We start from the raw sequence: 572 nt of genomic DNA on the forward strand, positions 1-572 counted from the left end.
GATGACCTTGGCAATCTCGGTGATCTTGCTGATGGTACACCACTAGAAATGGTGACTGATGTCATTGACGGTATTACTGGCGGTACCGATGGTAGTCCGATTGACTTAGTGACTGGCGTGATTGATGGCATCACAGGTGGAACCGATGGTAGTCCGATTGATCTCGTCACTGGTGTCATTGATGGCATTACTGGCGGTACTGATGGTAGTCCAATCGACCTAGCCACTGGCGTGATTGATGGAATCACGGGTGGAACAGACGGTAATCCAATTGATCTTGTGACTGGTGTCATCGATGGTATTACAGGTGGTACTGATGGTAGCCCTATCGACTTAGTCACTGGTGCTCTTGATGGTATTACAGGCGGTGATCTTGGTAATAATCCTGTCACAGGTATTGTTCAAGAAGGCATCGATATTCTACAAGGCGTTGAAAGCTTAAAAACTGAAATTATCAATACGGGTATTGATACTGTAGCTGACACCATCATCGGTGCTTTCCCTCAAGCTGAACATCCTGTCGGTGATATTGCTGATCTAGGTACCCTCACTTTTGAAACTTCTCGCGATAC

1 pseudogene is annotated in these 572 nt (G+C 46.3%); it reads left to right on the forward strand.

Annotated elements, in window-relative coordinates:
- Positions 1-572, forward strand: a pseudogene (locus F959_RS16690) (hypothetical protein); the annotation flags it as partial.

This window comes from Acinetobacter venetianus RAG-1 = CIP 110063 (genome assembly GCF_000368585.1).
In the GTDB taxonomy this organism is placed as follows: Bacteria; Pseudomonadota; Gammaproteobacteria; order Pseudomonadales; family Moraxellaceae; genus Acinetobacter; species Acinetobacter venetianus.